General features: G+C 74.7%; 19 protein-coding genes. 16 read left to right on the top strand and 3 right to left on the bottom strand.

What is annotated here, in order from left to right:
* Position 1 precedes the first annotated feature (1 nt).
* The 14 genes from AB5J87_RS06395 to AB5J87_RS06330 are packed head-to-tail and all read left to right on the top strand — an operon-like array spanning position 2 to position 12,606.
* Positions 2-868, top strand: coding sequence for an MlaE family ABC transporter permease (locus AB5J87_RS06395; protein WP_369374900.1), 867 nt, complete (start codon positions 2-4; stop codon positions 866-868).
* Positions 865-2,181 carry an MCE family protein gene (locus AB5J87_RS06390; protein WP_369374898.1) on the top strand — a complete coding sequence of 439 codons (1,317 nt, stop codon included), beginning with the start codon at positions 865-867 and terminating at the stop codon, positions 2,179-2,181. Before AB5J87_RS06395 ends, AB5J87_RS06390 begins: the two co-directional genes overlap by 4 nt.
* Positions 2,178-3,212: an MCE family protein gene (locus AB5J87_RS06385; RefSeq protein WP_369374896.1), complete on the top strand. Its 1,035-nt coding sequence runs from the start codon at positions 2,178-2,180 to the stop codon at positions 3,210-3,212. Before AB5J87_RS06390 ends, AB5J87_RS06385 begins: the two co-directional genes overlap by 4 nt.
* Positions 3,209-4,276: an MCE family protein gene (locus AB5J87_RS06380; protein WP_369374893.1), complete on the top strand. Its 1,068-nt coding sequence runs from the start codon at positions 3,209-3,211 to the stop codon at positions 4,274-4,276. The genes AB5J87_RS06385 and AB5J87_RS06380 overlap by 4 nt, the downstream gene beginning before the upstream one ends.
* On the top strand, positions 4,276-5,328 hold the full coding sequence (locus AB5J87_RS06375; protein WP_369374891.1) for an MCE family protein: 1,053 nt from the start codon (positions 4,276-4,278) through the stop codon (positions 5,326-5,328). Before AB5J87_RS06380 ends, AB5J87_RS06375 begins: the two co-directional genes overlap by 1 nt.
* Positions 5,325-6,473: an MCE family protein gene (locus AB5J87_RS06370; RefSeq protein ID WP_369374889.1), complete on the top strand. Its 1,149-nt coding sequence runs from the start codon at positions 5,325-5,327 to the stop codon at positions 6,471-6,473. The genes AB5J87_RS06375 and AB5J87_RS06370 overlap by 4 nt, the downstream gene beginning before the upstream one ends.
* A complete protein-coding gene (locus AB5J87_RS06365) occupies positions 6,470-7,699 on the top strand; it encodes an MlaD family protein (protein ID WP_369374887.1) in 1,230 nt (409 codons plus the stop codon). Before AB5J87_RS06370 ends, AB5J87_RS06365 begins: the two co-directional genes overlap by 4 nt.
* On the top strand, positions 7,696-8,208 hold the full coding sequence (locus AB5J87_RS06360; protein ID WP_369374885.1) for a hypothetical protein: 513 nt from the start codon (positions 7,696-7,698) through the stop codon (positions 8,206-8,208). The genes AB5J87_RS06365 and AB5J87_RS06360 overlap by 4 nt, the downstream gene beginning before the upstream one ends.
* Positions 8,209-8,216: 8 nt before the next feature.
* Positions 8,217-8,777, top strand: a complete 561-nt coding sequence (locus AB5J87_RS06355; protein ID WP_369374883.1) for a hypothetical protein — start codon at positions 8,217-8,219, stop codon at positions 8,775-8,777.
* A 20-nt stretch (positions 8,778-8,797) separates the two neighbouring features.
* Entirely contained in the window at positions 8,798-9,436 is a 639-nt protein-coding gene (locus AB5J87_RS06350; protein ID WP_369374881.1) for a hypothetical protein, read from the top strand.
* A gap of 13 nt (positions 9,437-9,449) precedes the next feature.
* On the top strand, positions 9,450-10,112 hold the full coding sequence (locus AB5J87_RS06345; protein WP_369374878.1) for a hypothetical protein: 663 nt from the start codon (positions 9,450-9,452) through the stop codon (positions 10,110-10,112).
* 31 nt (positions 10,113-10,143) lie between these two features.
* The gene (locus AB5J87_RS06340; RefSeq protein WP_369374876.1) at positions 10,144-10,728 is read left to right on the top strand and encodes a hypothetical protein; all 585 of its coding nucleotides are present in this window, start codon (positions 10,144-10,146) and stop codon (positions 10,726-10,728) included.
* Positions 10,729-10,777: 49 nt separating this feature from the next.
* A complete protein-coding gene (locus tag AB5J87_RS06335) occupies positions 10,778-11,398 on the top strand; it encodes a DUF5819 family protein (RefSeq protein ID WP_369374874.1) in 621 nt (206 codons plus the stop codon).
* Positions 11,399-11,427: 29 nt separating this feature from the next.
* Positions 11,428-12,606, top strand: a complete 1,179-nt coding sequence (locus AB5J87_RS06330) for an HTTM domain-containing protein (RefSeq protein ID WP_369374872.1) — start codon at positions 11,428-11,430, stop codon at positions 12,604-12,606.
* 26 nt (positions 12,607-12,632) lie between these two features.
* On the opposite strand, the gene AB5J87_RS06325 is transcribed toward AB5J87_RS06330, so the two are convergent.
* Entirely contained in the window at positions 12,633-14,018 is a 1,386-nt protein-coding gene (locus tag AB5J87_RS06325; protein ID WP_369374870.1) for a DUF6801 domain-containing protein, read from the bottom strand.
* Positions 14,019-14,290: 272 nt separating this feature from the next.
* Here AB5J87_RS06325 and AB5J87_RS06320 point away from each other — a divergent pair, with 272 nt between their 5' ends.
* Positions 14,291-15,295, top strand: coding sequence for a DUF6801 domain-containing protein (locus tag AB5J87_RS06320; protein ID WP_369374868.1), 1,005 nt, complete (start codon positions 14,291-14,293; stop codon positions 15,293-15,295).
* 69 nt (positions 15,296-15,364) lie between these two features.
* On the opposite strand, the gene AB5J87_RS06315 is transcribed toward AB5J87_RS06320, so the two are convergent.
* Both AB5J87_RS06315 and AB5J87_RS06310 read right to left on the bottom strand, forming a co-directional pair.
* On the bottom strand, positions 15,365-16,420 hold the full coding sequence (locus AB5J87_RS06315; protein WP_369374866.1) for a DUF916 domain-containing protein: 1,056 nt from the start codon (positions 16,418-16,420) through the stop codon (positions 15,365-15,367).
* 102 nt (positions 16,421-16,522) lie between these two features.
* Entirely contained in the window at positions 16,523-17,764 is a 1,242-nt protein-coding gene (locus AB5J87_RS06310; RefSeq protein WP_369374864.1) for a DUF6801 domain-containing protein, read from the bottom strand.
* A gap of 752 nt (positions 17,765-18,516) precedes the next feature.
* Between AB5J87_RS06310 and AB5J87_RS06305 the strand changes: the two genes are divergently transcribed.
* Positions 18,517-25,431, top strand: coding sequence for an SDR family NAD(P)-dependent oxidoreductase (locus AB5J87_RS06305; RefSeq protein ID WP_369374862.1), 6,915 nt, complete (start codon positions 18,517-18,519; stop codon positions 25,429-25,431).
* The last annotated feature ends 1 nt before the right edge of the window (position 25,432 follow it).

Raw genomic sequence — 25,432 nt, 5'->3', positions numbered from 1 at the left:
GATGGCGCTGGTGGACCGGGTCCGGGCCCGGCGTCGCACGACGGGCACCCGCGAGCGGCGCCCGGGCCGGCTGCTGCGGCTGCTGGACCGCCCCGGCGACGAGCTCCTCTTCCATCTGCGCGCCCTCCTGTGGATCCCGCGCGCGGTGCGCCGCTACCCCAAGGAGATCCAGCGGCTGCTCGCCGAAGTCACCTTCGGCACCGGCGGGCTGAGCGTGATCGGCGGCACGGTCGGCGTGATGATCGGCATCACCGTCTTCACCGGTACGGTCGTCGGCCTCCAGGGGTACGCGGCGCTCAGCCAGATCGGCACCGACGCGTTCACCGGCTTCGTCTCCGCGTACTTCAACACCCGCGAGATCGCCCCGCTGGTCGCCGCGCTCTCCCTCTCCACCACCGTCGGCGCGGGCTTCACCGCCCAGCTCGGCGCGATGCGGATCAACGAGGAGGTGGACGCCCTGGAGAGCATGGGGGTGCGGTCGATGCCCTATCTCGTCTCCACCCGGATCGTCGCCGGCGCGCTGGCCATCGTCCCGCTGTACGGGATCGGGCTGCTCGGTTCGTACCTGGCCTCGCGTGCGGTCACCACCCTCTTCAACAACCAGTCCACCGGCACCTACGACCACTACTTCCACCTCTTCCTCGCCCCCGGCGACGTCCTCCTGTCGTTCGTGAAGGTGCTGGTCTTCAGCGTTCTGGTGATCATGGCGCACTGCTACTACGGCTTCCGGGCCGAAGGCGGCCCGGCCGGGGTGGGCGTGGCGGTCGGCCGCTCGGTGCGCACCGCGATCGTGCTGATCAGCGTCACCGACTTCTTCCTCAGCCTGGCGCTGTGGGGCGCCACCACCACGGTCAAGGTGGCGGGATGAGCGCGCCGGTGCGGGAGCGGCGGGCCGGGCGCCGGGCGCGGACCCGGCCGGACGACACCGCCCTCGCCCGCCGCCGCAGACTGGCCGGACTCGTCTACGTCCTGCTGCCCGTCCTGCTGATCCGGCTCTCCCTGGCCGTCTACCACCACGACTTCGAGCACACGGCCAGGGTGGTCGTGGAGACCGGCTCGGTCGGCAACGAGATGCGCCCGCAGGCCGATGTGAAGCTGCGGGGCGTGGTCATCGGGCGGGTCGACCGGATCGACACCGACGGGGACACCGCCCGCCTCACCCTCGCCCTGCGACCGGGCCAGCTGCGCCGGGTGCCCGCCGACGTGTCCGCGCGCCTGCTGCCCACCACCCTCTTCGGCCAGCGCTATGTGGCGCTCGTCCCGCCCGCGCACCCCTCCGGCCGCCCGCTCGCGCCCGGCAGCGTGATCCCCAAGGACCGCAGCCGGGACGCCGTCGAGCTGGACAGCGCGCTGGACAACCTGCTGCCGCTGCTCACCGCCGTACAGCCGCAGAAGCTGTCGGCGACGCTGACGGCCGTCTCGGACGCCCTGCGCGGACGCGGTTCCCGGCTCGGCGCCTCACTGGCCCAACTCGACGCCTACCTCGCCGAGTTGAACCCCGATCTGCCCGTCCTCAACCGGGACGTCGCCGAGTTCGTCCGGGTCAGCCAGGGGTACGCGCAGGCCGCGCCGGACATCGTCGACGCGCTCTACGACGCGACCACCACCAGCGCCACCCTCGCCGCCAAGCAGCGCGAACTGTCCGCGGTGTACGCGTCGGTGACCAGCTCCTCCCAGACCCTCACCGACTGGATCCGGCGGAACCGGGCCAACCTCATCCGGGTCACCGCCGCGGCCCGCCCCCCGCTCCAGATCTTCGGCGCGTACGCCCCGGCCTTCCCCTGCACGCTGCGGACCCTCGCCGACTTCGTCCCCGCGATGGACCGCGCCCTCGGCAAGGGCACCGACGAGCCCGGACTGCACGTCGACGTCACCGTGGTCCCGGACCGGGGCGCCTACCGGCCCGGCCAGGACACCCCGCGCTACACCGCCACCGACGGCCCCGCCTGCTACCCGGTGCCCTACGGCGGCCCCGCGGCGGGCCGCGCCCCGGCGGCCGTGGCCCCGGCCGCGCTCGCCGTGGTCGGCGGCGGACTCGGCCCCGCCAACTCGCCGCAGGAGAACACCCTGGTGAACGAGGTGCTGGCGGCCGGGGACGGAAAGCCGCCGGCCGCCCTGCCCGGCTGGTCCAGCGTGCTCACCGGGCCGCTGCTGCGCGGAGCGGAGGTGAGACTGCGGTGACCCGCTCCCCGCTCACCGGGCCGATCCTCAAGTCGGCGGTCTTCGTCCTGGTCACCGTGGTCGCCACCACCGCGCTGGCGCTCGGCATCAGCGGTACGGACTCGGGCGCGAAGGACTCGTACCGGGCCTGGTTCACCGACGCCACCGGAGTGGTCGCGGGCGACTCCGTACGCATCGCCGGCGTCAAGGTCGGCCGGGTGGAGTCGGTGGGCATCGTCCAGCGCCGGTACGCCGAGGTGCGGTTCTCGGTGGAGAAGGGCCGGGTACTGCCCGCCTCCAGCACCGCCGCCGTCAAGTACCTCAACATGGTCGGCCAGCGCTACATCGCCCTGGAGCGCGGCACCGGGCCGGTCGGGCAGCCGCCGCTGCGGCCCGGCGCCACCATCGCGCTGCGCCGCACCACGCCCGCCCTGGACCTCACCCAGCTGTTCAACGGCTTCCAGCCGCTCTTCCAGGCGCTCTCCCCGGCCGACACCAACAAGCTGGCCGCCTCGGTCGTCCAGGTCCTCCAGGGCGAGGGGCCCACCGTGGACAGCCTGGTCACCACCATCGGATCGGTCACCAGCACCCTGGCCGCCAAGGACGCGGTGATCGGCTCGGTGATCGGCAACCTCACCACCGTGCTGAACACCGTCAACACCCGCGAGGCGCGGGTCACCGGGCTCATCGACACCCTGGACGAGCTGGTGGCGGGCCTGTCCGGGGACCGCGAGCCCATCGGGGACGCGGTCAGCGCCCTCGCCGCGCTGACGACCAGCACCGCCGGACTGCTCGACGAGAGCCGCGCGCCGCTCCGGTCCGGCGTCGACCAGCTCGGCCGCGTCTCGGCCACCCTCGCCGACAACGGCACGCTCCTGGAACGCTTCCTTCAGCGCACCCCCGCCAAGATGCGGGCCGTCACCCGCCTCGCCTCGTACGGCTCCTGGCTCAACCTCTATCTGTGCGAGGCCACCGTCACCGGGGTCACCACCGACGACGGCAGCCCGCCCCCCACCGGCGTGGCGCTCAAGGACGAGAGGTGCCGCCGATGATCCGCCTACGGCCGCGGCGCGTCCGGCCCGGCCCGCGTCCGGCCCGCCGGCCGCTGAGCGAGCGGCACCCGGCGGCGATCGCGGTCGCCGGGCTGCTCACCATGACGCTGCTCGCCCTCCTCGTGTACCACGTCCGCTCGCTGCCCCTGATCGGCGGCGGCACCCACTACAGCGCCGACTTCAAGGAGGCCGCCGGGCTCCACCACGGCGACGACGTACGGGTGGCGGGCGTCAAGGTCGGCCAGGTCGACAGCGTCGGACTCGACGGACCCAAGGTGAAGGTCGCCTTCACCGTGAAGGACGCCTGGATCGGCGACGCCAGCACCGTGGGCATCGCCATCAAGACCCTGCTCGGCTCCAAGTACCTGGCCGTCGACCCGCGCGGCACCGCCGCCCAGAACCCGCACCACCGCATTCCGATCACCCGCACCACCTCCCCGTACGACGTGCTCGACGCGCTCAGCGGGCTCGGCGAGACCGTCGGCGCCCTCGACACCCGCACCCTGGCGCAGAGCTTCCGGTCGATCTCCACGGCCTTCGCCAACACCCCGCCGAACGTCTCCAAGGCCGTCGACGGGCTCGCCGGCCTGTCGCTGACCATCGCGAGCCGCGACGAGCAGATCACCCGGCTCCTCCAGGACAGCGACCGGATCACCCGGACCCTGGACGCCAAGAAGGACCGGGTGCGCGACCTGCTCACGAACGGCGGGCTGCTGCTCGACGAGGTCGGCCGCCGCCGGGCCGCGATCCGCACCCTGCTCACCGGCGCCCAGCAGCTCGGCGCCCAGCTCAGCGGGGTCGTCGCGGACAACGCGAACCGCCTCGGGCCCGCCCTCGACGCGCTCGACCGCGTCACCGACGTCCTGATGCGGAACAAGACGAGCCTCGACCGGATCCTGGCGCAGGCGGGCCCCTACTACCGCCTGGTCGGCAACACCCTGGGCAACGGCCGCTGGATGGACACCTATCTGTGCGGCCTGGTCCCCCGGAGCTATCTGCCCCCCGGCACCACTCCACCGGACGGCTGCATGCCTCCCAGACCCGGTAAGGGAGGCGGCAGTTGATGTCCCTTCGAACCGTGCTCCCCGCCCGCCGCGGCCTGCTCGCGCTCGGCCTGGCGTTCGTCCTGCTGGCCGCCGCGGCCACCGCCGTCGGCGTACGCGCGCTGGGCGGCGGCGACGGCCTGCGCGTCACCGCGTACTTCGACCGCACGGTCGGCGTGCACGAAGGGTCGGACCTGCGGGTCCTGGGCGTACGGGTCGGCAGCGTCGGCCGGATCCGGCCCGAGGGCACACGGGTGCGGGTCACGCTCAAGGTGCGCCCGGGCGTGCGGATACCGCGGCTGGTGCGGGCCGTGGTGGTCGCGCCCAGCGTCGTCTCGGGCCGCTTCGTCCAGCTCGCCCCCGCCTACAGCGGCAGCGGGCCGGTGCTGCGGGACGGCGAGGTCATCCCGGTGGAGCGGACCGCGACGCCGATGGAAATCGACGACCTGGCCGCCGGCGTCACCTCGCTCGCCCAGGCGCTCGGTCCCGGGGGCGCCAACAGCGACGGCGCCCTCGCCGGACTCATCGGCACCGGCGCCAGGAACCTCAAGGGCAACGGCGACGCGATCGGCCGCAGCATCCAGCAGCTCGGCGGCGCCGCCAAGGTGCTCGGCGGATCGGGCCCCCAACTCGTGCGGACCGTACGGCAACTCCAGTCCTTCGTCACCATGCTGAAGGAGAACGACACCACCGTGAGCACCACCGAGCGGCAGCTCGCCGACGTCACCACCTTCCTCGCCGGGGAGAAGGACGACCTGGCCGCCGCCCTCAAGCAGCTCGGGACGGCCCTCGGCCAGGTGCGCGCGTTCGTCCACGACAACCGGGGACGGCTCAAGAAGGACGTCGACAAACTCGCCGCGCTGACCCGCTCCCTCGTCGACCAGCGCACCTCCCTGGCCGAGGCCCTGGACACCCTCCCGCTGGCCGCCGCCAACCTGGAGAACGCCTACGACCCGGCCACCCGCACCATCGACGGGCGCGCCGACCTCAACGAGATCGCCACCCTGCCGCTGCCCGCCGCCGAGACCTTCGGCCGGGCGTCCGGGGCGCCGGGACAGGGCGGCGGGCGATGAGGCGCGCCACGGCACGGGCCGGGACCGCCCTGTGCGCGGTCGCCGTCGTCACCGGGCTCGCCCTGCTGCCCGGCGGCTGCACCCTGCCCTCGCTCGGCGGCGTCGAGGACCTGCCGCTGCCCGGCGGCGCCGCCCTCGGGAGCCACCCCTACCGCGTCACCGCCGTCTTCAAGGACGTCACCAGTCTCTTCCCGCAGTCCTCGGTCAAGGTCAACGACGTACCGGTGGGCCGCGTCGAGAAGATCACGGTGAGCCGCGGCGACTGGCTGGCCCACGTCACCATGAAGGTCAACGGCAAGGTCCGCCTGCCCGCCGACGCCTACGCCAACCTGGAGCAGTCCAGCCTGCTCGGCGAGAAGTACGTCCAGCTGATCGCGCCCGGCGACCTCGCGGCGCGCCCCGGCGCACCCGCCCGGCCCCGGACCGCGCAGCCGGCGGGACGGCTCGCCGACGGCGCGGTCATCCCCCTGGCGCGCACCAACCGCAACGCCGAGGTCGAGGAGGTGTTCGGCGCGCTGTCGATGCTCCTCAACGGCGGCGGCGTGCAGCAGATCAACACCATCACGCGCGAGCTGAACCGGGCCCTCGACGGCCGCCAGTCCTCGGCCCGCTCGGTCCTCACCCGGATCAGCGCGTTCGCCAGGAACCTCGACGCGCACCGGGGCGACCTCACCGGCGCGCTCGACGGCCTCGACCGGCTCTCGGCCACCCTGGCCGCCCGCGACACCGAGGTCGGCGCGGTACTCGACCGGCTCGGGCCCGGCCTCAAGGTCCTCCAGCAGCAGCGCGGTTCGCTCGTCACCATGCTCCGCGCGCTCGACACCCTCTCCGGCACGGCCGTGTCCACCGTCGACCGCACCAAGGACGACCTGGTGGCCGACCTGCGGGCCCTCGCCCCCACCCTCAAGGGGCTCGCCGACGCGGGCTCCGACCTGCCCGCCTCGCTCCAGGTGCTGCTGACCTACCCGTTCACCGACGAGGTCCTCAGCGGCGTCAAGGGCGACTACCTCAATGTGTACCTCAAGGTCGCCGCCCCGCCCGGCACCATGATCCTGCCCGCCGGAGCGGGCGCCACGGGCGGCACGGGCGCCGCCGCGCCCCCGCTGCCGCTTCCGGCCGTCCCCAGGGAAGGCGGCGCCCGGTGACCACCCCCGCCGTCCACCTCAAGAACCTCGCCTTCCTGCTGCTCGGCGCGCTGGTGCTGGGCTACATCGGGGTGACGTACGCGGACCTCGGCCGCTATGTCGGCGCCCCCGGCTCGTACACCGTACGCGTCGAACTCGCCGAGACGGGCGGACTGTTCACCGGCTCCGACGTCACCTACCGGGGCGTCGACGTCGGCCGGGTCCGCTCCATCGGGCTCACCGGCGACGGCGTGGAGGCGCGGCTCGCCATCAAGCACGGCACCCCGCCCATCCCCGCCGACCTGCGGGCCAAGGTGGCCGGGCTCTCGGCGGTCGGCGAGCAGTACCTGGACCTGCTGCCCCGCACCGACCACGGACCGTACCTGGGCGACGGCGACACGGTCGCCCGCGCCGACACCAGCACCCCCGCCCCGATCACCACCCTCCTGACGAGCGTCAACGACCTGGCCGCCTCCGTCCCCACGGACGAACTGCGCACCGCCGTCGACGAACTGGGCCGCTCCCTCTCCGGACAGGGCGCCAACCTCCAGGTGCTCCTGGACGCGGGCAGCGACTTCCTCAACTCCGCCGACCGGGCCCTGCCCGCCACCACCCGGCTGCTGGTGGACGGCGAGACCGTACTGAAGACCCAGGCCGACAGCGCCCGGGCGCTCACCTCCTTCGCCACCGGCGCCCGCCGGCTCGCCCGCCGGCTCAAGGACTCCGACTCCGACCTGCGCCGGGTCATCGACGAAACCCCGCGCACGGCCGAGGAGTTCACGGCGCTCCTGCACGACACCGACCCCGGTCTCAGCGTGCTCCTCGCGAACCTCACCACCACCTCCGAACTCCTGGTCACCCGGCAGCACGGCATCCAGGAGCTGATGGTGCGGCTGCCCCGCGCCGCCGCCGCGGGCGCCACCGCCGTCGGGCCCGGCGCGGCCGACTTCGGGCTGGTCACCACCTTCTTCCAGCCGCTGCCCTGCACGACCGGCTACGAGGGCACGCGGTACCGCGACGGCACCGACACCTCCGAGGGCCCGCCCGTGAACACGGCCGCCCGCTGCACGGCCCCGCCCGGCAGCGGCCAGAACGTGCGCGGCTCGGGCAACGCCCCCACCGCCCCGGTCCCGGCACCCGCCGTCCCCGGCTCGCTCGCGGGCCCGGGCCCCGGAGCGCTGGGCGCGCCCGCGCTGCCGCCGCACAGCCCGTCCGGCCTGGCCGGTCTGCTGGGGGTGGGGGAGTGAACCGGGCCCGGACCGGACGCGTACTGCTGCTCACCGCGCTCGCGCTCGCGCTGGCGCTGTGCGCGGTCTCCGGCTGGTCGTACGCGCGGGCCCGCGGCGACGGCGACCTCGCCCACGCCAGGAGCCGCGACGCCGCGCTCGCCGCCGGGCGGCGCGCGGTGGCCCGGCTCAACTCCCTGGACGGCGGCCGGGTCGACGCCGATCTCGCCGCCTGGCTCGACGTGACCACCGGCCCGCTGCGGGAGCAGCTGAGCGCGGAGCGCGCCAAGAGCGCCCAGGTGCTCAAGGAGCAGGGCACCACGACCCGGGCCCAGGTCACCGGCGCGGCCGTCACCGAGCTCGACGACCGGGCCGGGACCGCCCGGCTGATCGCGACCGTACGGATCGAGTCCACTCCCCGCAGCGGCGCACCGGTCACCGACCGCAAACGTTTCGAGACGGGCCTCGTGCGCACCGGCGGGGGCTGGAAGGTCGGCTCTCTGACGGCCGTCGCGGCCGGGACGGGGTGAGGGCGGACATGACGACGACGGAAGAGGCCCCCGGGACGCGGCCCCCGGCGATCGGACGGCCCGCGGCCCTCGCCCGCGCCCGGCGCGCCCTCGTACCCCTGCTCGTCGCGGTGCCGGCCGCCGTCAGCGGCGTCCTGCTCCTGCTGACCGCGCAGGCGCGGGACGCCCCGGCCGCAGCCAACCACGCGCTCACCGACCGCGCGGCCACCGATCAGGTGCTGGACGAGGTGGGCGGCGCGGTGAGCCGGGTGTTCAGCTACGGGCCCACCACGCTGGCCCGCACCCACGACGACGCCCGCGCGCTGCTCGGCGGGCGGGCGGCGAAGGAGTACGAGGAGCTGTTCCGCACGGTCCAGCAGCGGGTGCCGCAGCAGGGGCTGACGCTCACCACCCGCGTCTCCCGCGCCGGGGTCACCCGGCTCACGGACACCCACGCCGAACTGCTGCTCTTCCTCGACCAGACCAGCACCCGGCGCGGCGCGCAGGCGGCCACGGTGGCCGCGCAGCTCTCGGTGACCGCCGAACACACCGGCGGCCACTGGCGGATCACGGAGATCGAGGCCCGTTAGGGCGGGTGGGGGAGGTGCTCATGCGGCTCATGCCACGCAGGCCCGGGACGGGCGGGCCGGCGGCGGGACGGCGCGGGCGGCCGTCGTGGACGGCGGTGACCCTGCTCACCGCCGCCTCGGCCCTCGGCTGCGCCGTGTGGACCGGCGGTTCCTGGTACGCGGCGGCCCATGACGAGCGGGCCGCGTTCGCGGCGGCCAGGGACGAGGTGCTGCAGGCGGGCGAGCAGGGCGTACAGAACATGAACACCCTCGACCAGGGCGATCTGGCGCACGGCCTCGACCTCTGGGAGGAGTCGGCCACCGGCGACCTGCTCAAGGAACTCAAGGACAGCAGGACCCGGTTCGAGCAGCAGGTGCGCGCCGCCGGGACCACCACCACGGCCGAAGTGCTCTCCGGCGCCGTCACCGAACTCGACGAACGGGCGGGCCGCGCCCGGGTGATGGTCGCCCTGCGGATCACCGTCGTCGCGCCGGACCGCACGAGCGCCAAGGGCGGCGCGAGCACCTCGAAGGGGAGCGCCGGGGACGGCAGCGGGACCAAGGACAGCCGGATGCTTGGCGAACTGACCCGCACCCCGGAGGGCTGGAAGCTCAGCCGCCTCGGCCAGGCCCCCGTCGGTGACGCCGTCGCCCCCACACCCGCCCCCAGCGGCAGCTGACCCGGAGGCCACGATGTCGACCACCCGCCACCTCGTCAACCGGCGCCGCCGACTGGCCGCACTGCGGCCCGTCCCCGCGCCCCCGGCCGGGCGCGGACGGCCCGTGCGGCGGCCCCGGGCCGGGCGCCGGCCGACGCGGAGGGCCGCGGCGCCGCTCGTCCTGGCCGCCCTGACCGTGCTCCTGGCCGCGTTCGCCGTCCTCGCGCACGTCCGGGGAGAGGACCGGCGCAGCGGGGCGGACCGCCACAACACCGCGCTCGCGGACACCGCCCGCACCAGCGAGGTGAAGGGCGCGGTCGAGGACGCCGTCCAGCGGATCTTCTCCTACGACCACACCGACCCGGGCCGCGGCGACGCCGCAGCGCGGTCCGTGCTGACCGGGGCGGCGGTGGACCAGTACCGGGCGCTGATCGGGCCGGTGCGCCAACAGGGGCCGGGGCAGCGGCTGGTGCTGTCCACCACCGTCACCGACAGCGGTGTCGAGAGGGTCGACGGCGACCGGGCACGGGTCCTGGTCTTCGCCGACCAGAGCAGCACCCGCACCGGCAGGAGCGGCGGCACCACGGTCGCGGCGGCGATGTTCGCCGTCGACGCCGTCCAGCGGGACGGCGCCTGGCGGATCAGCTCCATCGACACCTTCCACCGCGCGGCCGACCCCCGCGCCGACCAGAAGTGAGCAGGGAGTGAGAGAGGGAGTGGGAGACGTGTTGTCCGGAGTTCCCCGCACGAGCGCACCTCCCCGGGGCCGGTACGGCCGGGCCGTCGCGGGGCTCGCCCTGCTCGCGGCCGTCGGCGCGTCGGCCGCCGGCTGCGGCTCCTCCGCGCAGCCCCCGCCCGAGGTCGACTGGGCGGACGGCGTCTGCGCGCACCTGGCCGACAGCGGCGCCCGCCTGGCCGTGCCCACGGTCGACCGCACCCGGCCGGCCCGCGCCCAGCAGCAGATGGTCGACTTCCTCCACGCGCTGGCCGACCGGCTCACCGCCCTGCGCACGGACATGGGCAAGGACGGCGCGCCGCCCGTCGAGGGGGCCGCCGCCGCGTACGGCACGGCGCTCGCCCACCTGGACAAGGCGCGCTCCTCCGTCGGCGACGCGGCGGGCAGGCTCGCGCGGGCGAAGGTGACCGACCAGAAGTCGCTGGGATCGGCGCTGGACGCGGCGGGAGCCTCGCTGCGGGCGGTGGCCCGGTACAAGGGACCGGCGGACGACCTGCGGTCGGTGCCGGAGCTGCGCAAGGCGTTCGACGACAACCCGGACTGCGCACGGGCCGACACCGCGGCCCAGGGAGGGTGAGGTCGCCACGATGGACGCGGCACCCGAACGCACCTCAGTGGTAGGCGAGTTGACGCGAGGTCAGCGGTTCGCCGTGGCGGGTGCCGCGGTGGCCGTCGCCGCGGGTCTGCTCGTCCACACCGGCGCGACCTTCCTCCATCTGGCCCCGCGCAACGCGGCCACCGACGCGATCGGCGCGAAAGTGGACTCGTACCTGGCGCCCGAGTTCATCCAGAGCTGGCAGCTGTTCGCCCCCGACATCACCAGGACCATGACGGCGGTCGCCGCGCGCGTCGAGCTGCGGACGGCGGACGGCACCGTGGCGACCGGCCGCTGGACGGACCTGACCGCCCAGGACCTGGCCGAACTGCACGGCAACCCGCTGCCCAGCCGGATCCGGCAGCAACTGGCCACCGCCTGGTCGACGTTCCTCACCACGCACGACGCGCAACAGCGGCCCGTGGGTCCCGTCGGCACCGACAGCGAGCGGTATCTGAAGCGGCTGGCGCTGTCCCGGATGCCCGCCACACCGCCCGGCGCGCGCGTCGAGCGGATCCAGTTCCGCTCCACCGACACCACCGTGCCCCCGCCGCCCTGGCGCCGCGCGGAGGTCCGCGCCGCGCCGGTGGTGCGGACCTATCCGTGGTGGCCGGTGGACACGGCCGACTTCGCGGAGGGGCACAGCTCGTGAGTGGTCAAATGGCGGGCGGCAAAGGCGGGTTGACGTACTCCCGCCTGTTCGGAGGAGCGCTGGACCGGGTGCTCGGGCGGGCGTGCGACGCGCGGGTGTGGGCCTACCAGAGCGCCGCCGTACGGATCGGGATGGGCGGGGTGTGGCTGCTGCTCCTGGTCCACGAGTTCTGGCGGCGCGAGAGGATCTGGGGACCGGACGCCCCCTGGAGCTGGCGGCTGGCGGAGGACTCGCTCGACCGCAGCCACGCGTTCAGCGTGCTGCGCTGGTCCGGCGGGCAGCTCTGGTTCGAGGTGTTCTACCTGCTGTCGGCGGCCGTCGCCGTGGCCCTGTTGCTCGGCTGGCGCACCCGTACGGCCTCGCTGCTCTTCCTGGTGAGCGTGCTGTCGCTGGACCACCGGAACGAGAACGTGCTGAACGCGGGCGACACCATCTTCCGCATCACCGCGATCTACCTGGTCTTCATGCGCGCCGGGCAGGTGTGGTCGCTGGACGCGCGGCGGCGCGGACGCCTCGCGGACGCCGACCGCCCGGACCGCACCGGGGTGGCCCTGTGGGCGGCCTGCGGCCTGGTCCTCACCGGCGCCACGCTGCTCGCGGTGCTCACCGGCGGCTGGGCGCTGCTGCTGTGGGGCTGCTGGGCGGGCCAGGCGGTGTGGCGCGGGGTGCGCGACCGTCCCGGCGCCCGCCGCACCCTGGAGCTGATCGGCCATGTGGTGCACAACGGCGCGGTGCTGATGCTGATGATCCAGGTGTGCCTGCTGTACGCGTCGGCGGGCTGGTACAAGATCCAGGGCGCCTCCTGGCAGGACGGGACCGCCGTCTACTGGTCGGCGGGCCTCGACTGGCTCGAACCGTACCCCGCGCTCTCGCACGCCCTCTCCTCGCACCCCTACACCGTGCTGGCGCTGACCTACGGCACGGTGCTGGTCCAGGTCGCCTTCCCGTTCAGCGTGCTCGACCGGCGGGTCAAGAACGTCCTGCTGGCGCTGCTCTTCGCCGAACACATCGGGATCGGCCTGCTGCTCGGGCTGCCGTACTTCTCGCTGTCGATGATCGTGGCGGACCTGGTGTTCCTGCCCACGGGCTTCCTGGTGGCGGTACGGGAGCGGGCCGCCGGGCTCGTGGCGCGGCGGCGGCGCCCGCCGTTGCCGGACCGCGACGAGCGGCCGGCCCCCGACGCGGACGGTGTGGGGGCCGGCCGGTGAATCCGTCCGGCGGGGAGAACGGGCGGTCACCCCTTCTTCGCGAGCGCCATGCCGATCGTGTTGCCGGGGCCCGAGGTGAACGCGCTGAGGATGTCGTTGAGCGCCCCGCAGTTCTTCAGCGGCGGCAGCGTGTACGTGCCCTTGAGGCTGCCCCCGCTCAGCGGGTCGAACTTGCCGTCCGAGGTGAGGTTGACCTCGGCCGGGGTGCCGGTGCCGCACTGGGCGCCGCCGCCGAGCGGGATGCCGAACACGGAGATCTGGGGCAGCTTCACGTACATGTTCGACTTGGCGGTGAGGTCACCCGCCGCGTTGAGCGTGCCGGACGTCCGGCCGACCTGCTGGAACTGGATCTTCGCGGTCGCGGGCAGGAACCCGAGGATCTGGAACTTGCCGCTGGTCGGGTCGAGCGTCAGATCGGCCTTGTACGAGCCGGAGGCGAGGTCGAAGTCGGCGTCGATGCCGCCGCTGAGGGCGGCGGTCCCGTTGGCCGCCTTGATCACCGAACTGCCGGTGAGGCCGTAACTGAGATGGATGGGCGGGTTGGGGTTGGTCGGGTTGGTCGGGTCCGTGGGGTTGGTCGGGTTCGTGGGATTGGTCGGGTTCGTGGGATTGGTGGGATTGGTCGGGTTGGTGGGGTCAGTCGGGTTGGTTGGGTTCGTGGGATTCGTAGGGTCGGTGGGGTTGGTTGGATTCGTTGGGCTGGTGGGGTTGGTCGGGTCCGTGGGGTTCGTTGGGTTGGTCGGGTTCGTAGGGTTGGTGGGGTTCGTAGGGTTGGTGTCGACGACCTTGAAGCGGTGGAGGGTCTTCTCGGTCGACGTGAGGGTGCACGCCGCGTCGAACGCGTCCTTGCCGGTGACCAGTTGGACCGGCTTGCCGTTGGCGTCGCGGGCGATCATGTCGTGCAGGGAGATGTTGTCGACGTCGATGCTGCCGTCCCCGACCTGGTCGAAGGTGAGGGAGGGCGCGTGGCCGGTGGCGACCACGGTGAAGTCGGCCGGCGGGCTGGGGATGTCGCCCTTGGCCACGTCGTTCTCGACCTTGATCCCGCTGAGCGGCCCGGACGGGGTGTTCACGGTGACGTCGGCGGTGGCCTTGCCCTCCAGCGTCTTGGCGCCCACCAGGGCGAGCCCCTGGGCCGCCCGGGAGCTGACCACGGTGCTGGCGGTGATCTCGAAGGCGGGGGTGGCCTGACCCTTCGGTATCTCGGCCGGGATGTCGGCGGTGATGGTGACGTGGATCGGGTCGGCGCCGATCAGCGGGAAGACGCAGGAGTAGTCCTGCGCCAGCGTCGCCGGTACCGCGGCGGCGGGCCCCGCGGCGGTCACCGACACCAGGGCGGCGACCACGCCGGTGGCGGCCGTGATGGCCAGGGCGGACACCGTGCCCTTGGCGCGTTTCCTCTGAATTCCCATGAGTTGCCTCTCGCGTCGGGGTCCTTTCGGCGGTTCGGCTGGGAAAACTACTGAGCGGTAGGGTGGGGGTCAAGGAGAAATTCCATACCGTGCGACCGGGAATTCCGAATTGGCACAACATGATGAGGGGGCCGGTCTTTTTTCGTCGTCCGGTGCGTGTTGCCGATGATTCACGGACGTATTTCCGGACGTGCGCGAATGGACCGTTGACCGTTCTCCGGGCGCCTCACTACCGTCCCTTGAGTATGGGAGTTCCTCACAGCAGGGCCAGGGTGAGATACGCGCTCGGCGGCTCGGCCGCGCTCGCGCTGACGGGCGGTGTGCTGCTCACCTGCGGGGCGGGGAGCGCGGTCGCCGTCGAGGCGCGGCTCTCGCAGACGTACGAGTGCGCCTTCCCCCTGATCGGCGCGGACCCCGTGAAGGTCGCGATCACCGCCGATCTGCCGGCCTCGGTCCCGGTCGGTACGCAGACGGGCCCGATCCGCATCGACGCGCTGTCGACGGTGAGCGCACGGGCGGCGCAGGGGCTGGTGGGGGCGAAGACCGTGGAGGGCGTCGCGTCCGCGAGCGCCACCGTGAACCTGCCGGGCGGGGCCCAGCTGGACGTGGGCGTCGACGCCGCCGTGGCCAAGGCCGACGTGCCGGGCCCGGCGAGGGATTTCGAGGTCCGCGCGTCGGGATCGGCCCCGTCGCTGTCGTTCCGTACGCCCGGCTCGGCCGCCATCGACGTCAACGCGATCACGCTGAAGCTGACGGCCCGGGACGCGACGGGCCGGGTGGTCCAACTCCCGCCGTACGGGGACGTGTTCGAGGCGCCGTGCGTGCTCAGGCCCGCCGACCAGAACCGGACCCTGCACCGGTTCACCGTCACCGGCGCGGGCCCGACCGGCCCGGCCTCCCCGAGCCCCACCGCCCCGACGCCGACCGGCCCCGCGCCCACCGCTTCCGCGCCGGGCTCCCCGGCCCCCTCGGGCCCGGCCCCGACCGGCCCCGCGCCGAGCGGCCCCGGAGGCACGTCGGGCCCCGCGGGCAGCACGCCTCCGTCCGGCACGGCGGGCGGCGCCGGAACGGGCGGGACGGGCACCACGGGCGGTGCGACCGGCACCGACCTCGTCACCCACGTCAACGGCCCCGGCGACGGCCGGGGCAGCCTCGCCGGTACCGGGACCTCGGCGGCGGGCCTGCTGCTCACCGGCGCCGGCCTCCTCGGCGCGGCGGGCATCGCGGCCGTGCACTGGCTGCCCGGGCGCATCCGGGGCGACGAGGAGGCCGAATAGGGCCGGTCGCCGCTTCCGGTCGTGGGGCGCCGTCCTGCGGGCGACGGCGGAACGTGACGACGGGCGGCCCTAGAGCGCGGCCCGTTCCCCGCGACCCGCCGCGCGGCGCCGCAGCACCAGCCATGCCGTCGCCCCGAGCACGACGAGTCCGGCGAGCGCCACGACCGTCCAGTTCACCGTGGCGTACCCGACCTCGGCGTTCTCGACCAGGTCGCCGCCCCGGTCGCTCGCGGTGACCTCGATGCTGCCCCAGTCCACGAGCGGTGGGCCGGACCACTTCTGGGTCACCTCGACGCGCTGGCCCGGCAGCAGTTCGGCGGGCAGCCGGTGGCCCGGGGGTTCGAAGGCCGTGTGCCCGAAGACGCCCTTGGCCCGCAGGTCCACCTGCGGCGAGAGCATCACGTTGCCGCTGTTGACCAGCGCGTACGAGATGGTCGCGGTCCGGTGGGCGCCGGGGACGAGCGGCGCGGCATAGCGGAACTTCACGTCCTCGATGCGCAGCCCCCGCGTACGCGCCCCGTTGACCTTGAGGTAGACCCGCGCCCCGACGGCCTGCTGGACGGCGACGCCGTTCCCGTCGGCCCGGCCCAGGTGGGTGTCGAGCGCGACGACCGCACCCGGGTGGTCGCCGGGCTCGGCGCCCTCGGGCACGGTGACCGTGAACGGGACGGTGACCTCGGCTCCCGGCGCGAGGGTCACCTGGGACCGGTCCAGGTGGGTCCAGGCGCCGACGCCGGTCATGCGCTCGTTCCGGCCGCGCACGGCGAAGCCGCCGTCGCGGGGCGTGTTGTAGCCGTCCGTCCCGTACAGCAGGAAGGTGGCGGGCCCGGCGCCGAGGTTCTTGACGGTCACCCGGTCGCGTACGGTCTCGCCCCGGTCCGCCGTCATCTTGAAGTACGCGCGCGCGGGCGCGCCGGGCCTGCCCTGCACCGGGAAGACCGACCAGCGGCCGTTGTCGGCGGCCCGCGCCGCCGTCGCGGGCAGGGCCGCGCACGCCAGCAGGAGGCCGAGTGCGAGGAGGAGCGGCCCCGCCCGCCGCCCGGTGCCGCGACTGCTCGGCGGGGTGCCGTGCCCGCTCGGCGGGACGCCGTCTCCGCTCGGCCGGGTGCGCTGCTTGCTGCTCATACGAAATCCCCTCCCACGAGAAATACGAGGAACGCGAGGAACGCGAGGAACGCGAGAAAGGGGCCGGTCGCGGGGTGCGACCGGCCCACGGGCAGGCGCGGCTCAGGTCAGGGTGAGGGTGAGCACGGCCTTGTAGTCGCCCGCCGCCGTACTCGCGGGGACGTTCAGCGACAGCGCGCCGTCCACGGTGAACTGGCCGCCGGTGGCGGTCGCGTCGGGCGCTCCGGCGAGGGTCGCGCCGACGGTGCCGACCTTGCCCTCGGTGCCGGGCACGCAGTTGCTCTTCGAGCCGGGCGCCGACACGCACGCGGGCTTCCAGCTCAGCTGGTCGGCGCTGATCGCCCCGGCCGTGCCGGTGAAGTCGGTGACCTTGCCGGTCAGCGACCAGCCGGTGGCGCCGTTGCGGGCGTCCTTGACGGTGACCGTCTGGAGGTTGCCGCTGGAGACCCCGGCCACGCCCTGGTCCACGGCGGACAGGGCCACGTTGTCACCGGGCTGGCTCATGGAGAGCGTGCCGGCCGCGGCCTTGACCTGGGTGCTCAGGTTCTGCTGGGCGGTCGAACCCGAGGGGGCGGTGGGGTTGGTCGGGTTGGTGGGGTTCGTAGGGTCAGTTGGGTTGGTGGGGTTCGTAGGGTTGGTCGGGTTCGTGGGATTCGTGGGGTTGGTCGGGTTCGTAGGGTTCGTGGGGTTGGTGGGGTTCGTCGGGTTCTTCGGTACGACCTTGAAGCTCGCCAGGACCTTGTCCGTCGACTTCAGCGTGCACGGCGCGTCGAACGTGTCCTTGCCCGTGACCAGCTGGATCGGCTTGCCGTTGGCGTCGCGCACGATCATGTCGTGCAGTCCGATGCCGTTCACCTCGATGCGGGCGTCGCCCGCGGTGTTGAAGGTGAGCGAAGGGGCGTTGCCCTTGGCGTTGACCGTGAAGTCGGCGGGCGGGCTGGGGATGTTGGTCTTGTCGACCGTGTTCTCGACGCTGATCCCGGAGAGCGGCCCGTCCGGTGTGTACACCGTGACGGTCGCCGTGGCCTTGCCTTCGAGCGTCTTGCCGCCGACGAGGCCGAGCCCCTGCGCCGCCCGCGCGCTGACCTTGGTGGCCGTGTTGACCGCGAAGGCGGGGGACGGTGTGCCGACCTCGATCTCGGTGGGGATCTCGGCCGTGATGGTGGCCTCGATGGGGTCGCTGCCGATCAGCGGGAACACGCAGTCGTACTGCTGGACGAGCTTGGCGGGCGCCGCCTGCGCGGTCCCGGCGCCCGCGAAGCCGAGCAGCCCCGCGACGACACCGCCCGCGGCGGCGACGGCCAGAGCGGATCTCGCCCCGGCCCGTTTGTGGTGAGCTCCCATGAGCTGCCTCTCGTGTGTTGTACGGACAGTGCGGAACTGACACGAAAACTCGCGTGAGGGCCTGTGAAGGGCGGAAAGTTCCGCGTTTCGGATGCGTAAACTACTTGCGAGTAGGTGGGCGGTCAAGGCATGGGATATGCAAGGGTGTTGGACCTCCCGGTGGATTCCCTTTCTTGTTACCGCGGTGAGTGCGCGGGCGGGACTTCTTGTCTTCTCGGTGCGTATTTCCGGGAGTTTTGAGTAATGCGCCTGGCGCGTTTCCCGGCCGCTGCGAGAATTCCGGAATTCCCGGTGCCGCAAAGAGTGGCGAGTGGGCGGGTTGGGGGCGTTTGGGCCGCTCTGCGGCGGCTCCCGTCCCCGACCGGCCGATCGCTCGGGCGCGATTGCAAAGTGATGGCACGTCAGATATGACGGAACGTCAGAGGAAGGTGGTGGGTGCCATGCGGAAGCCGTCGGCCCGCCGCCGTCATGCGCCCTGGCAGCCACACCTTCCGGTCGGTAAGGTCGGCCCCGGCCGTGCGGAAGCCGGCCGCGTCGACGCGCACGGCACCATGCCCTCCCGCAACTCCCGGCAGCGGTACGAGTCCTGGCACCAGCGCACTTCCCGGCGGCGTTACGTTCCCCGCGCCCGGCGGACCGGCACCGCCGCACGGCCCGGCCTCCGGCCGTCCGACGGGCCGGCCCCAGAGGTCCCCGCACGGCCCGCCGCCGGCACCCCCCTCACAGCTCCATCGGTCTGATTCGGAGTGTTCATGACGCCCGTAGCGCCGAACCCTGAACTTGTCATCGGAGTGAGTCCCTTCGGTGAGCCCGACCCCCGGCTCGTGGCAGCCGTCTGCCGGGCCGGGGGACTCGGCGTGCTGGACCTCGGCACGGGCGACCGCCGCGCGCGCGAGGCGCTCGGCCTCGTCGGGAGCTGGGCCGCCGGCGCCTTCGCCGTACGGGTCGGGGCGGCGTGCGCGCTGACGCCCGAGGAGGTCGCCGAGGAGTGCGGCGGCGCGCTCCCGCCGGTGGTGGTGCTCGCCGCCGACACCTGCTGGAACATTCGCCAACTGGCCGCTGAACATCGGGTGTTGGCCGAAGTGGCCGACCGGGCCGAGGCGTGCGCGGCGGCGGAAGGCGGTGCGTACGGGCTGATCGCGCGCGGCGCCGAGTGCGGCGGCCGGAGCGGCCGGCTCGGCACGTTCGTGCTGCTCCAGGCGCTGCTCGCGGACCCGGCGTACGACCTGCCGGTGTGGGCGTGCGGGGGCGTCGGGCCGCGCACGGCCGCCGCGGCCGTCATCGGCGGCGCGGCCGGGGTCGTCCTGGACGCCCAGCTCGCGCTGCTCGCGGAGTCCGGCCTGCCGGACGGCCCGGCGGCCCTGCTGCGGGCGATGGACGGCTCGGAGACGACGGTGGTGGACGGGGTGCGGGCCCTGCGCCGCCCCCGCGACGGCGGCGAACTCCCCGTCGGTCAGGACGGTTTCCTCGCCGCCGCCTTCGCCGAGCGCTGGGGCACGGTGTCCGCGACCGTACGGGGGATGCGCGAGGCGGTGGCGGCGGTGGCGGGGGGTGGTCCCGCGCCGACCCCGGGCGCGGTGGGAGGTGCGCCCGCGTCGCGCTCGGCGGCGGTCGAGGGTGTCCCGGCACCCACCCCGCCGACCGACCCCGACGCCCCCCAGTCCGCCCCCACCCCCGTATCCGGGATCCTCGGGGCGGGGTCCGCGATGGCGCGGGCGCTCGGGACGCGGTTGCCGGTGGTCCAGGGGCCCATGACGCGGGTCAGCGACCGCGCGGGCTTCGCGGCGGCCGTCGCCCGCGAAGGGGCGCTGCCGATGCTGGCGCTCGCCCTGTCCGACGGCGAGCGGAGTCGGGCCCTGCTGGAGCGGACCCGCGCCGAACTGGGCGCGCGCCCCTGGGGCGTGGGCATCCTCGGGTTCACCGACGGGCGGATCAGGGCCGAGCAGCTGGCGGCCGTCCGGGCGGTCCGGCCCACGCACGCGATCATCGCGGGCGGGCGGCCGTCGCAGGCGGCCGATCTGGAGGCGGCGGGCGTCAAGACGTTCCTGCACGTGCCGTCGGCGGCCCTGCTCGCCCAGTTCATTGACATGGGCATGCGTAGATTTGTCTTCGAAGGCGCCGAATGCGGCGGACACGTCGGCCCCCGCAACAGCTTTCCGCTGTGGGAGGCCCAACTCGCCGTCATCGAGGAGTACGCGGCCACCGCCCCCGGATCCGCGCGCGACTTCGAGGTCCTGCTCGCGGGCGGCATCCACGACGAGCGGTCGGCGGCCATGGCCGCCGCGCTCGCCGCCCCGCTCGCCGGGCACGGCGCCGCCGTCGGCGTCCTCATGGGCACCGCGTACCTGTTCACCGGCGAGGCCGTGGAGCACGGCGCCATCCGGCCGGCCTTCCAGCGCCGTCTGATCGCCGCCGAGGCCACCGCGCTCCTGGAGAGCGCCCCGGGCCACGCCACCCGGTGCGTGGCCAGCCCGTACACCGCCGACTACGCGGCCACCCGCGACCGGCTGCGCGCGGCCGGCACGCCCGAGCGGCAGGTGTGGGAGGAGCTGGAGCGGCTCAACATCGGACGGCTGCGCATCGCCAGCAAGGGCGTGGAGCGGGACGGGGACGAGCTGCGGCCCGTCCCCGAGCGGCGCCAGCTGGACGCCGGGATGTTCATGGCCGGAGAGGTGGCCGTGCTGCGCTCGGCGCCCACCACCGTCGCCGATCTGCACGACGCCGTGAGCCGGGGCGCCGCCGCCTTCGCGGAGCGCGCCGCCGCCCGGGTACGGGCGGATCTGGGCGCCGTCGGCGCGGCCCGCCCCGACGAGCCCGCGCCGCAGCCGCTCGACATCGCCGTCGTCGGCATGGCCTGCATGTTTCCCCAGGCCCCCGACCTGCCCACGTACTGGGCGAACGTCGTGGGCGGCGTCGACGCGGTGACCGAGGTGCCCGCCGACCGCTGGGACCCGGAGATCTACCACGACCCCACGGGCGAGCGCCCCGGGACGACCGCGTCGCGGTGGGGCGGGTTCCTGCCGCCGATCCCCTTCGACCCGTTCGCGTACGGCATCCCGCCCGCCTCCCTCGGCAGCGTCGAACCGGTGCAGCTGCTCGCCCTGGAGGCGGCCCGGCGGGCCCTCGACGACGCCGGGTACGGCGAGCGGCCGTTCGACCGCTCCCGTACGTCGGTGGTCTTCGGAGCCGAGTCCGGCAGCGACCTGTCCGGCGCGACCACCCTGCGCACCGTGCTGCCCGCCTATCTGGGCGAGATCCCGGCGGCCGTCGAGGAACAGCTGCCCAGGATCACCGAGGACTCCTTCCCCGGCATGCTCGCCAACGTGATCGCGGGCCGCATCGCCAACCGCCTCGACCTCGGCGGCGCCAACTACACGGTCGACGCCGCCTGCGCCTCCTCGCTCGCCGCGCTCGACGTCGCCTGCAAGGAACTGACCGCAGGGACCAGTGAGTTGGTGCTCTGCGGCGGCGCCGACCTGCACAACGGCATCAACGACTACCTGCTGTTCTCCTCGGTGCGCGCGCTCTCGCCGACCGGCCGCTCCCGTACGTTCGACGCCTCGGCCGACGGCACGGTCCTCGGCGAGGGCGTGGCCTGTGTGGTCCTGAAGCGGCTGGCCGACGCCGAACGGGACGGCGACCGGGTGTACGCCGTGGTCAAGGGCATCGGCAGCGCCAGCGACGGCCGCTCCCTCGGGCTCACCGCACCCCGTCCCGAGGGCCAGCGCGCCGCCCTGGAACGGGCCTACCGCGCGGCCGGGGTCGCCCCCGCCCAGGTCGGTCTGGTCGAGGCGCACGGCACCGGGACCGTGGTCGGCGACCGCACCGAACTCACCACGCTGACCGCGATGTTCAGCGAGTACGGCGCCGCTCCCGGCGGCTGCGCGCTCGGCTCGGTCAAGTCCCAGCTCGGCCACACCAAGTGCGCGGCGGGCCTGGCGGGCCTGATCAAGGCGGCGATGGCCCTGCACACCGGCATCACCCCGCCCACCCTCCACCTCGACGAGCCCAACGCCGCCTGGTCCGCCGGGAACAGCCCCTTCGTCTTCCACGACGAGGCCCGGCCCTGGGCGGCCCCGGCGGCCGAACGGTTCGCCGGGGTCAGCGCGTTCGGCTTCGGCGGCACCAACTTCCACGCGGTGCTCGCCGCCCATGACGCGGGCGCGCCCCCGGCCCACGGGTACGAGGTGTGGCCCGCCGAACTGTTCGTCTTCCGGGGCGCCGACGCCGAGGCGGCCGGGCGGGAGGCCCAGTGGCTGCTCGGTGAACTGGACCGCGGCCTGCGGCTGCGGGACGCGGCCCTCGCGGCGGCCCGGCGCGCCGAGGCGCGGACGGCGCCGGTGCGGCTCGCGGTCGTCGCGGGCGGCCTCGACGAGCTGCGGGACCTGCTGGGCAGGGCGCGGGCGGGGGAGCGGGCGCCGGGCGTGTTCTTCGCGGACGCTCCGGCCGGACCGCCCGGCGCCGAAGGGAAAGTGGCGTTCCTCTTCCCGGGCCAGGGCAGCCAGCGCCCCGGCATGCTCGCCGAGCTGGCGGTCGCCTTCCCGGAGGCCGCCCGGTACCTGCGGGAGGGCCGCGCGTACGCCGGGACGCTGTATCCGCCCAAGTCCTTCGACCCGGCGGACGCCGACCGCCGCCGCGACGCGCTCAAGGACACCCGCATGGCACAACCGGCCCTCGGCATCACAGGATTGACGGCCTGTCACGTCCTGGAGGGTGTCGGAGTCCGTCCCGACATGGCGGGCGGGCACTCCTACGGCGAACTGGTGGCGCTGGCCGCCGCCGGGGCGCTCGACCCCCGCGCGCTCCTCGACCTGAGCGCCCGCCGCGCCGCGGCCATCCTCGACGTCCTCGGGGACGACCCCGGAACCATGGCCGCCGTCGCGGCCACGGCCGCGGACGTCGAGCGCGTCCTGGCCGCGGCGGGCCTGGCGGACCACGTGGTCGCCGCGAACCGCAACGGCCCCCGGCAGACCATCGTCTCCGGCCCCACCGCCCTCGTGGCCGAGGCCACCGGACGGCTGCGGGACGCCGGACACACCGTACGGCGCCTCCCCGTCGCCTGCGCCTTCCACAGCCCGCTCGTCGCGGGCGCGGGCGCGCGCTTCGCCCCGGCCCTGGCCCGGCACACGGTCCGGGCGCCCGAGTTCCCCGTCTGGGCCAACCGGACCGCCGCCGCCTACCCCGCCGAGCCCGACGCCGTACGCGCGGAACTCGCCGCCCAGATCGGCTCCCCGGTCCGCTTCGCGGAACAGATCGAGGCGATGTACGCGGCGGGGGCGCGGGTCTTCGTCGAGACGGGCGCGGGCGCCGTGCTCACCGGGCTGGTCGGCGCGGTCCTCGGCGACCGCCCGCACCTGGCCGTCGCCTGCGAGCCGCGCCCCGGCGCCGGGCTACGCGGCTGGCTGGAGTCGCTGGCCCGGCTGGCGGTGGCGGGCGTGCCGGTGCGGCCCGGACGGCTGCTGCGGGGCCGGGGCGCGGCCACGGACCGCCCGGAGCCGCCCGGCTGGACGGTGGACGGCCAGCTCGTCCGCACCCGCGCGGGCGAGCCGCTGCCCGGAGCCCTGCAACCGGCCCGACGGGTCAGTCTGGAGACGAACACGGTGACGCGCCAGGGCGAGAGCGACCCCAAGGACGAGCTGATCTCGGACTTCCTGCGCACCACACGGGAGCTCGTCGCGGCCCAGCGGGACGTCCTGCTGGCGCACCTGGGGGCGGCGGGCGCCTCGTTCCCGCCGGTTCCGGCCGCGCGGGTGGCGGCGCCCGTCCCGGCACCGGCCGTGGCCCCCGAGCCGGTGGCGCGGCCCGCCGAGGCCGCCGGGGCCCGAGCCGGGGCCCCCGGCGAGGTCGACGTCGAGCAGGCCGTGCTCGCCGTCATCAGCGAACGGACCGGCTACCCGGTCGACATGATCGAGCCCGATCTCGACCTGGAGGCCGATCTGAGCATCGACTCCATCAAACGCACCGAGATCGTCGGCGAACTGGCCCGCCGCCTCGCGGGGACGCGCACCCTGGCCGACGAGGAGATGGAGGAGCTGTCCCGGGCGCGCACGGTCGCCGCGATCACGGCCTGGATCAACGCACAGGGGGCGGCGCCCGCGCCCCCCGCCGGTGAATCGGCTCCGGCCCGCGGACCGGCCGAGGCCGGCGAACCGGCTCCGGCCCGCGAACCCGCTCACGACGTGCCCGTCCCCGCCGCCGCCCCGCGCCGCTACACCCTGCGGCCGACGCCGCTCGCGCTGCCGCCCGCGCCGCCCGACGGGCTGCTCACCGGCAGGCGGTTCGCGCTGCTAGGCGGCCGGGAGGTCGCCGACGAGCTGGAGCGGCGGCTGGTACGGGCGGGCGCCGAGGTGTTCCCGTACGCCCCGGAACGGCGCCTCGACGAGAGCGACGGGCCGCTCGACGGGGTCTTCCACCTGGGCGCGGTCGCCCCCTCGGACGGCGCGGGCGCGCTGCTGCCGGGCGCGTACGAGGTGTTCCGCGCCGCCCTGGCCCTGGCACCCCGCTGGCTCGTCTGCGCCCGCACCGCCCCCGGGCCCGGCGCGGACGTCGGCGCCGGGCTGCACGGGCTGTTCCGGACCATCGGGCGGGAGTACGAGGAGGTGGCCGCGCGGGTCGTCGACCTCGAACCGGACGCGACGGCCGGGGAGTGGGCCGACATCCTGCTGTCCGAACTGGCCGCGCCCGACCGCGCCCCCGTCGTCGTGCGGAGCGCCACGGCCCGGCACGGGTTCGCGATGGCGGAGAGCGCTCCCGCGCCGCTCGCGCGGACCGGGGCCGGACCGGCCGGGGACGGGGCGGCGGAAGCGGCGGCGCTCGGGCTCGGCCGGGACTCGGTCGTCGTGCTCGCCGGGGGAGCGCGCGGGATCACCGCCGACCTCGCCGTGGCGCTGGCCTCCGCCGCGCGCTGCCGCATCGAACTCCTCGGCCGCACCGTCCCGCCGACCGGCCCCGAGGACCCGGACCTCGCCGCCGCCGTGGACGCGGCGGCCCTGCGGGCGGCGCTCGCCGCCCGGGGCGACCTGGCGCCCGCCGCGATCGAACACGAGGTGCGGGGCGTCCTCGCCGGGCGCGAAGTCGCCGACACCCTGGCCCGGTTGGAGCGCCTGGGCAGCCCCGCCGCGTACCGGGTCGTCGACATGTGCGACGCGACGGCCGTGACCCAGGCGGTCAAGGAGATCCAGGCGGAACACGGGCGCGTCGACGCCGTGGTGTACGCGGCCGGGGTGATCGAGGACCGGCTGATCGCCGAGAAGGACCCCGAGTCGTTCCGGCGCGTGTACACGACGAAGGTGGACGGCGCCCGCGCCCTGCTCGACGCGGTGGCCCAGCTGCCGCACGGGCCGCGCGCCGCCGTCCTGTTCGGCAGCGTCAGCGCCGTGCTCGGCAACCGGGGCCAGAGCGACTACGCCGCCGCGAACGACGCGCTCGCCGCGCTCGGGGAGCGCTGGGCGCGGCGCACCGGACGGCGGGCGCTGACCGTGCACTGGGGGCCGTGGGCGCCCTCGGACGCGCACGGCGGCATGGTCACCCCGCACCTCGCCCGCGAGTACGCCCGGCGCGGGGTGGTGCTCATCGACCGCGAGGAGGGCGTTCTCGCCCTGCTGCGCGAACTGGCCTGGGGCGAGGAGTCGGCCGGCTCCGTCGTCTACACCGCCGCGGAGCTGTGAG

This window comes from Streptomyces sp. cg36 (assembly GCF_041080675.1).
Classification (GTDB): domain Bacteria; phylum Actinomycetota; class Actinomycetes; order Streptomycetales; family Streptomycetaceae; genus Streptomyces.
The sequence above is the reverse complement of the archived record's forward strand: the minus strand, read 5'-3'. Positions and strand labels throughout refer to the sequence as shown.